Origin of the sequence: Nocardia aobensis NBRC 100429, assembly GCF_000308375.1 — a bacterium.
Lineage (GTDB): Bacteria > Actinomycetota > Actinomycetes > Mycobacteriales > Mycobacteriaceae > Nocardia > Nocardia aobensis.
Map to the genome: position 1 here is coordinate 1 of NZ_BAFQ01000205.1, position 8,190 is coordinate 8,190.

Sequence of the window (8,190 nt, forward strand, 5' to 3'; positions counted from 1 at the left end):
GCAGTACTGGTCGGATTCCCACGCCTGCAGGGTGGCCAGCACGACCGAGGCGAACGCCTCGTGGATCTCGTAGTAGTCGAAATCCTGCAGGGTGAGGCCGTTGCGGGCGAGCAGGCGCGGCACCGCGTAGGTCGGCGCCATCAGCAGGCCGTCCGGACCCCAGACGTAGTCGACCGCCGCCACTTCGCTGTCGACCAGGTAGGCCAGCGGCTTCAGGTTGCGCTCGGCGGCCCACTCCTCGCTGCCCAGCAGCACCGCGGAGGCGCCGTCGGTGAGCGGGGTGGAGTTGCCGGCGGTCATGGTGGCATCGCCGAGCTTGTTGCCGAACACCGGCTTCAGGGTGGCCAGCTTCTCCAGCGAGGAGTTCGGGCGCAGGTTGTCGTCGCGGGTCAGGCCCAGGAACGGAGTGACCAGGTCGTCGAAGAAGCCGCGGTCGTAGGCGGCGGCCATGTTCTTGTGCGAGAGGTAGGCCAGTTCGTCCTGCGCCTCGCGGGCGATGCCGAACTCCTTGGCGGTGATCGCCGCGTGGTCACCCATCGACAGCCCGGTGCGGGGCTCGGCGTTGCGCGGGATCTCGATGCCGACCATGCTCGGGCGCAGCCGGCCGACGAGCTTGACGTAATCCTTGTTGTTGCGCGCCCGGTTGGCGTCGAGCATCCATTCGCGCATGGACTCGCTCACACCGATCGGCGCGTCGGAGGTGGTGTCGGTGCCGCCGCCGATACCGGCCTCGATCCGGCCCAGCGCGATGGCGTCGCCGACGGTGACGATCGACTGCAGGCCGGTGCCGCAGGCCAGCTGCAGATCGTGCGCGGGGGTGTACGGCGAGAGTTCGCTGCCCAGCACGCTCTCGCGGACCATGCCGTGCTCGCCGACCCGCTTGAGCACCGCGCCGCCGACGACCATGCCGAGCCGCTCGCCCTGCAGCCCGAATCGGCTGACCAGGCCGTTCAGCGCGGAGGTGAACATGTCCTGGTTCGAAGCGTGGGCGTAACGGCCGTCGGAGCGAGCGAACGGGATGCGGTTACCGCCGAGGACGGCGACGGGCTTGGCCTGCTTGGCCTTGTCGGCCCGGCTGCTCGATGGTGCGGTCTTCGCCGAACGGGCTTTGGTAGTCACTCGAGTCTCCACTGTCTCGTCGGGTTTTCTGGGTCCGGAGCCGGGAATGCCGCATATTGGGGACGAAGTCGGTAACCCGGCCGACTGTACTGCTGGCGGTTCCGTCGGTTTACATTAAACTTACTCTGGAGTAAGTTAATTGTCGACACCGTACCCCGGAGATGTGGGCTACAACGCGCGGGGTAGTGGGGAAAACGGATACGGCAGACGTCCAGATCGTCCACATACGACACAAGGAGAAGGTAGGAACAGTGGCAGCCAGCAAGAGCAAGGGCGCTCCCAACCTTTACGGTTCGTTCGTCAATTCCGCCCCCGGCGCTTTCCTGGCCGGCAAATTGGGCCTGCCGAAGCCGGAGAAGCTGCGTCGCTACGCCCCCGGCGAGCCGGCGTTGCCGGGCCCCGTCCTGCTCGGCGGTAAGGGCCGCGTCGCCGACGCCGCGCGCACCCTGCTGTCGGACTACACCTTCGTCGACGCCCCCACCCAGGGCGTGAAGGTCGGTGCGCTGGTCTTCGACGCCACCGGCATCGCCACCGTCGAGGAACTGTCGCAGCTGTTCGAGTTCTTCCAGCCGGCCATGCGCTCGATCGCCCCCTCCGGCCGCGTGCTGGTCGTCGGCACCACGCCGGAACTCGCGGGCAGCGTCGACGCGCAGATCACGCAGCGCGCGCTGGAGGGCTTCTCCCGCAGCGTGGGTAAGGAACTTCTGCGCGGCGCCACCGCCAACCTGGTCTACCTGCACCCGGAGGCCGCCGCGGCCGCCACCGGTCTGGAGTCGACCCTGCGCTTCATCCTGTCCGCCAAGTCGGCGTTCGTCGACGGCCAGGTCTTCCGGGTCGGCAAGGACGACAACGCCGCCGCCGGCATCGACTGGACCAAGCCGCTCGACGGCAAGGTCGCCGTGGTCACCGGCGCCGCCCGCGGTATCGGCGCGACCATCGCCGAGGTGTTCGCCCGCGACGGCGCCACCGTGATCGTCGCCGACGTCCCGGCCGCCGGCGAAGCGCTGTCGCAGACCGCCAACAAGGTCGGTGGCACCGCGCTCGCGGTCGACGTCACCGCCGCCGATGCCGCGGACAAGATCGCCGAATTCGCCACCGAACGCTTCGGCGGCGTCGACATCATCGTCCACAACGCCGGCATCACCCGCGACAAGCTGCTCGCGAACATGGACGCCGCGCGCTGGGACGCCGTGCTCAACGTCAATCTCGCCGCGCCGCACCGCATCACCGAGGGCCTGGTGGCCAAGGGTGCGCTGAAGGAGGGCGGCCGGGTGATCGACGTGTCCTCGATCGCCGGTATCGCCGGCAACCGCGGCCAGACCAACTACGGCGCCTCGAAGGCCGGTGTCATCGGCATGGTGAACGCCGAGGCGCCCAAGCTGGCCGAGAAGGGCATCACCATCAACGCCGTCGCCCCCGGTTTCATCGAGACCGCGATGACCGCCGCCATTCCGGTCGGCACCCGCGAGGCGGGCCGGCTGCTCAGCTCCCTGCTGCAGGGCGGGCAGACCGTGGACGTCGCCGAGACCATCGCCTACTTCGCCAGCCCGGCCTCGAATGCGGTGAACGGCAACATCGTTCGCGTCTGCGGCCAGGCCATGATCGGAGCCTGACGTGGCCACTCAGACCATCTCGCTGAACGAGCCGCCCAAAACCGGCAGCCTGTATCTGAAGGCCGCCCTGGGTGCCGTTCCGCTGCCGTTGGTGTCGGCGCGTAAGTCCGAGATCCCGGATCGCGCGGTCGAGTGGAACGGCGTCCGCGTCGATCCCGACCACCTCGCCGCCTACTGCCACGCGACCGGGCTGCGCTTCGGCGACTCCCTGCCGCTGACCTATCCGTTCGTGCTCACCTTTCCCGTGGTGATGCAGCTGGTGGTGGCCCGGGACTTCCCGTTCGTCGCCGTCGGCGCGGTGCACGCGGAGAATCTGATCGAGCGCACCCGCGAGATCTCGGTCAGCGAACCGCTCGACATCCGCGCCCACGTGGAGAATCTGCGCGAGCACCCGAAGGGTCTGCTGGTCGATGCGATCAGCGAGATCAGCGTGGGTCGGGAACTGGTGTGGCGGCAGGTCACGACCTTCCTGCACCAGCAGCGCACCTCGTTGTCCGGTGGCCCGAAGGCCGCGCCGCCCCCGGACGAGGTGCCGCCGCCGCCGCTGCGCACGCTGAAGGTCGACCAGGCGATGATCCATCGCTACGCGGCCGCCTCCGGCGACCGCAACCCGATCCACATGTCGGCGCTCGGGGCGAAGGCCTTCGGCTTCCCCCGGTCGATCGCCCACGGCATGTGGTCGGCCGCCGCGATCCTCGGCGTCATCGAGGGTCGGGTGCCCGCGAAGACGGCCTACGCGGTGAAATTCGGCAAGCCGATCCTGCTGCCGTCCACGGTCAACGTCTACGCCGACCAGACCGCCGAGGGCTGGGATCTGTCGCTGAAACATCCGAAGAAGGGCTACCCTCATCTGACCGCGACGCTGCACTGAGCAGCGAACGGCACACGAACAGCCGCCCACCTTCTCGGCGGCCGCATATCGGATCGCATGGGGGATTCGATATGTGGCGAAGGCGAAAAGGTGGGCGGCTGTTGTCGATTTGAGCCGGCGATCGGCGGCCCGATCAGCAACTGCAGTCGCAGCCGCAGCAATCGCAGTCACAGTCGCCGCAACCATTGCAACAGCTGCAGCAATCGCCACAGCCCTCGCAGTCGCAGCAATCGCAATCGCAGTCGCACCGCTGCAGCCAGGCATCCCGATGTTCGCCGCTGCACGGCCGCCGATGCCCGGCACAGCAGGCGTACCCGGTGCAGTACACCCCGCAGATGATCCCGACTCCCTGCCAGAAGGTGGGCCGTCGCGGGGGCTCGTGCGGTGGCTCGTCCGAGGGTGGATACGGATCGCTCGGCGGTCGATCACCGAACGGCGGCGGAATGTCGTGGGGCTGCACCGTTGCGGCTGCCCACGACCGAATGTGCCCGGCCGCCACCGGGTAGCCCAGCAACTGTGCCGTCGCGCTGGTATCGGCGTCGCGGGAAAGGGTTGCGCCACTACGCTTTCCGCAACTGCAGGCGGATGTCGCGGTGCCGCACGCAACGGCCGCGGTTCGGCCCAGCTTGCGGACGACGCCGCGAAGCGGATCCAGCAACAGCCAGCGGACGGTGGGAACGTGCGCGAGCTTCGCTTGGTGCAGGGCACGGCGTATTTCGGCGTCGGACTCACGCAGCAGACCGTGTGCCCCCTCGGCGCTCACTCCGGTGGCGAGCAGCGGATTGAAGCGATTCCGGCGGCGGTCGTCGTCGAGATCCTCGATGGCGTCGGCAAGGTGGGCGATGCGCCCGAAATGCCAGCCGACCTCTCGCAGGGCAGTGACGTTCTCCGGGCGGTCCGCCAGAACGGCACTGTGGGCGAAAAGTTCGGCGGCACACGTCTGTGTCGGCTCGGTGAGCGTGGCGAGCAGCTGCAGCGGCGTGGAATCGGCTGTCCGCGAACGGATCCGCACTGTCTGCTCGAGTTCTGCCTGACGGCCGATCGCGGCGATCAGCGGTTCGATGTCCAGGTCGATGTCGGCGGCGTTCGCGCGGGCCGAGGCGAACCAGCGATCGGCCACCTTCCGCATGGGCCGCCGGGCGAGCGGACCCGCGTCGCCGTCGTCGGCGTGGTCGCGAATCTTGGCCGCTCCCAGCAACAGTGACGCTGTCGTCGCCAGCCGCACCCCGGGAGATCCGGCCGCGGCGACCGAAGCACGGTGCATGCCGCGCAGCGCACACGGCCCGGCCGCGGTCCGCGCGGCCGCACCGGTCTGTGCTTCGGTGAGCACATTCAGCACGATCGCGTCGGTATTGGTCGCGGTGCGGGCCAACTGGCCGTGCCCGTCGCGCAGGCCCAGGCACAGTCCGCACATATGCGTGCGCCAATCTGCCGCATCCAGGCCGTATTTCGCCGCGCTGTGCGCGCACGGCGTGAGAAGTCCGAACAATTCCGCCCCGTAGAACCCCGGCCGCATCGGCAATCCGGCCATCTGTGCACTGCGCACTCTGGCAGGTGCCGACAGCGCCGCGCAAGTCGGACCGCGCGATTCGCCGGTGTCTACTCGGCCTTCTTCTTACCGGCCAGACCGCGCCAGGCCAGATTGTCGAGCAGGTCGACCGCGCTGGCGACATCGACCTCACCGCTGGCGATCCGGTCGGCGATCGCCTCGCCCGCACCGATCACGGCCACCGCGACGATATCGAAATCCGTTCCGGGCTCGGCATATTTGGCACTCGACTCGAGCAGTTTCGCGGTCAGTTCGATGATGCGCTCGCGACTGTTCGCGATCTCGGAGGCGAACGGCTGCTGCCCGAGGGCCTGCCGGTACAGCACCGACCACGACAGCCGGTTGTTGTCGACATAGGACAGGAACGCCTCGAGCCCGGCGCGCAGCTGCTCGTGCGGCGTCAGCTTGGGATTGCCGGCCACCGCGACGGCCTCGATGAAGCGTGCGCTCTCGCGCTGAATGCAGGCCCGGAACAGTTCGTCCTTGGAGCCGTAGTACAAATACAGCATCGGCTTGGAGATCTTGGCCTCGGCCGCGATGGCATCCATCGACGTGTCGTGATATCCCTTTCGGGAGAAGACCTCGACGGCGGCGTCCAGCATCTGCTGCTCACGAACCGCCCTGGGAAGCCGCTTCGTTCCGCCTGCCATCCACCACTCCTAGCCCATATCGAAACCCCTATCTTACTCCAAGGTAAGTTTCCGAGGGCAACGAATTGCCACCGATTCGCTGAAGCCGGGCTCAGCAGGGGAGCTGGATGCCTTTGTACTCGGCCACCCGCAGGACCGAATCGTCGACCTGCTTCATGGTCAGTTTCCCGTCGCGAACTTCCTGTTCGAGCCGGTCCAGCACCGAGCTGACGGCGTCGGTGCTGATCCACAGCGCTTCGTCGGCACCGGCCTCCAGGGCGGTGGCGACCGCCTCCTCGATGCCCATCCGCGCCGTGATGGCCGCCATGCCGCTCAGGTCGTCGGTGAAGATCGGGCCGTTGTAGGGCTTGGCGTTGTAGCCGGTGCCCTGGCGCAGCAGTGCCATCGCCTCCGGGCTGATGCTCGCCGGAACGTTGGGCGAGGTCAGACCGGGAACGTCGAGATGACCGACCATCACCGCGGCGCCGGAGTCGATCAGGTTCCGGAACGGCACCAGATCCACCTGCTGCATCTGATCCAGCGGGGGCGTGCGCACCGCGCCGGTGTGAGAATCGCCCGATCCGTGTCCGTGGCCGGGGAAGTGCTTCATCACCGCGCCGATACCGGCATCGTGCATGGCCCGGATGTAGGCGCCGGCGTATTCGGTGACGACCTGCGGATCCTGGGAGTAGGAGCGGTCGCCGATCACCGCGTCGTCGGGCTCGTCGCTGACATCCACGTCGGGCGCGAAGTCGACGGTGATGCCCAGTTTCTTCATGGCCTGCCCGCGGGCCAGGCTCTGTTGGTAGTACTCGTCGGTCGACATGGTCTGCGCGGCGACCCGGGCCGAGGGCGCCTGCCCGATCAGATTCTGCAACCGCGACACCCGGCCGCCTTCTTCGTCGATGGTCACCATGAGCGGTGTGCGCGCGGCGGCCTTCACCTGGTCGAGGCCCCGACCGGACAGCATGGATTGATCGGTCCAGCTGCCGACGAAGATGCCGCCAACCTGTTCCCCGCGCACCACCTGTTCGGCGTCGGCGGTGTTCTTGACGCCCACGGTGAGCAGCTGTGCCAGCTTCTGCCGGGTGGTGAACTGCGCGAGATAGCCTGCGGCGCAGTCCTGCTGGTTACCGGTCGTGGTGGTCGCGGCGGTGCCGCCGGCCGCATTCGTCGTGCCCGGTGCGGTGCTGGGGCTGGTCGTGGTGGTGGAGCCGCCACCACCGGAGCACCCCGCGAGGGCGACTGCGGCTACTGCGAGAACGATCCCGGCGACGTTGCGCATGGACCGACCGTAGCCGTTCCGGTCGCCGGAACCTACCCGTGGTCGCTATCCGCACCCCTGCCCCGGGAACCGCACCCCGGGCGAGCGTCGCCGAGCCTCGCTCCGACCGCTACGGCCACCCTTTCGCGGGCTCGGCGAACACCTGCCGCGGTAATACCTCAGTTATTGAATTGTGATATCAGTCATTCTGCGGTCGTCGTGCGCGATCGCCTTCGGAACAGCGGCGGACCGAATAAAAGGTCAATAACCAGCTATTTCCAGACGGCAGTAGAAACGGAATGCTGACGGTTGCCCGCAGTCGGACGAGTCGATAGCTACAGCTGCGATTGGTAATCTCTCGGTAACCTGACGGTCGGTAGTCGGTTGTCGAAGATTCATGATTCGGTCCCGCCCTGTTGCAGGCCAGGATCGCTATCCATTGCATTCGGCTATTGATTCGCTACCGATAACCGCGGAAATCTTCCGCTCCATCAACGAACCGATAGCGGAGGGCTGAGTCGATATGCGTATCAGCGCAATCGCGCGCGGCGCGGGATTCATTCTCGCGGTGGTCGTCGGGGTGGGTGCGCTCGGCGCCGCCCCGGCCGTCGCCACATCCGATCTCGACCGGTATCTCGACCTGCCTCTGGTCAATCGCGATGCCGCCCGGTCGCCCGGTGGCGTGCACCCGGAATTGCCCTACGACCACGCCGAACTGGGCCGCCTGCTCGACGAGGCCCGCGCCGAGGGTGTGGCGCCGACCCGGTACGCCGCACTGCTGTACCAGTACTGGCTCGTGGACGCGACCGAGAAGGCCGGTATCGAGTTGCGCCGCTGGGATCCGCGCACCGGCGTCGAGGCCAACCGCGACAATCTGATCAAGTCCTATCGCTACTACGAGAATCTGCAACTCGGCCACCGCGAATTGCAGTGGGCCGGAATGGGCGGCCAGGTCGGCGCCGACTTCGGCGGCGGACTCGTCGACGCCGAACTGATGGGCAACCTCTACGACCTGCCCGGTATCGCCGACGCCGCACACACCGTGCTCGGCGCCGTGCGGCGGGCGGCCGGACCGCAGGCGGTCGCGATGCTGCCGGACGGGCTGCGCGCGCTGGCCGACGCGGCGCCGACCATCACCCCCGAGG

The 8,190-nt window shown here is 67.8% G+C and carries 6 protein-coding genes and 1 pseudogene; 3 read left to right on the forward strand and 4 right to left on the reverse strand.

Translation table 11 applies throughout. The features are described from left to right. A partial coding sequence (locus RJ03_RS26120; RefSeq protein WP_036506834.1) for an acetyl-CoA C-acetyltransferase occupies nt 1–1,119 on the reverse strand: 1,119 nt, incomplete at its 3' end. A gap of 251 nt (nt 1,120–1,370) precedes the next feature. Between RJ03_RS26120 and RJ03_RS26125 the strand changes: the two genes are divergently transcribed. Then, nucleotides 1,371–2,732, forward strand: a complete 1,362-nt coding sequence (locus tag RJ03_RS26125) for a 3-oxoacyl-ACP reductase (RefSeq protein WP_036506838.1) — start codon at nt 1,371–1,373, stop codon at nt 2,730–2,732. A gap of 1 nt (nt 2,733) precedes the next feature. Beyond that, on the forward strand, nt 2,734–3,603 hold the full coding sequence (locus RJ03_RS26130; protein WP_036506841.1) for a MaoC family dehydratase: 870 nt from the start codon (nt 2,734–2,736) through the stop codon (nt 3,601–3,603). 133 nt (nt 3,604–3,736) lie between these two features. Here RJ03_RS26130 and RJ03_RS26135 read toward each other — a convergent pair whose 3' ends face one another. The 3 genes from RJ03_RS26135 to RJ03_RS26145 form a co-directional block, all read right to left on the reverse strand. Then, the gene (locus tag RJ03_RS26135) at nt 3,737–5,134 is read right to left on the reverse strand and encodes a DUF5685 family protein (RefSeq protein ID WP_245552388.1); all 1,398 of its coding nucleotides are present in this window, start codon (nt 5,132–5,134) and stop codon (nt 3,737–3,739) included. 68 nt (nt 5,135–5,202) lie between these two features. Further along, nucleotides 5,203–5,802, reverse strand: coding sequence for a TetR/AcrR family transcriptional regulator (locus tag RJ03_RS26140; protein WP_030514254.1), 600 nt, complete (start codon nt 5,800–5,802; stop codon nt 5,203–5,205). Nucleotides 5,803–5,893: 91 nt separating this feature from the next. Continuing rightward, a complete protein-coding gene (locus RJ03_RS26145; RefSeq protein WP_036506845.1) occupies nt 5,894–7,066 on the reverse strand; it encodes a glycoside hydrolase family 3 N-terminal domain-containing protein in 1,173 nt (390 codons plus the stop codon). A 502-nt stretch (nt 7,067–7,568) separates the two neighbouring features. Between RJ03_RS26145 and RJ03_RS26150 the strand changes: the two are divergent. Next, a pseudogene (locus RJ03_RS26150) lies at nt 7,569–8,190 on the forward strand (hypothetical protein); the annotation flags it as partial.

What these genes read in the sequence shown, in the direction of transcription:
- RJ03_RS26135 (WP_245552388.1), bottom strand. Translation starts at nt 5,134, where the DNA reads ATGGCCGGATTGCCGATGCGGCCGGGGTTCTACGGGGCGGAATTGTTC.
- RJ03_RS26140 (WP_030514254.1), bottom strand. Translation starts at nt 5,802, where the DNA reads ATGGCAGGCGGAACGAAGCGGCTTCCCAGGGCGGTTCGTGAGCAGCAG.
- RJ03_RS26145 (WP_036506845.1), bottom strand. Translation starts at nt 7,066, where the DNA reads ATGCGCAACGTCGCCGGGATCGTTCTCGCAGTAGCCGCAGTCGCCCTC.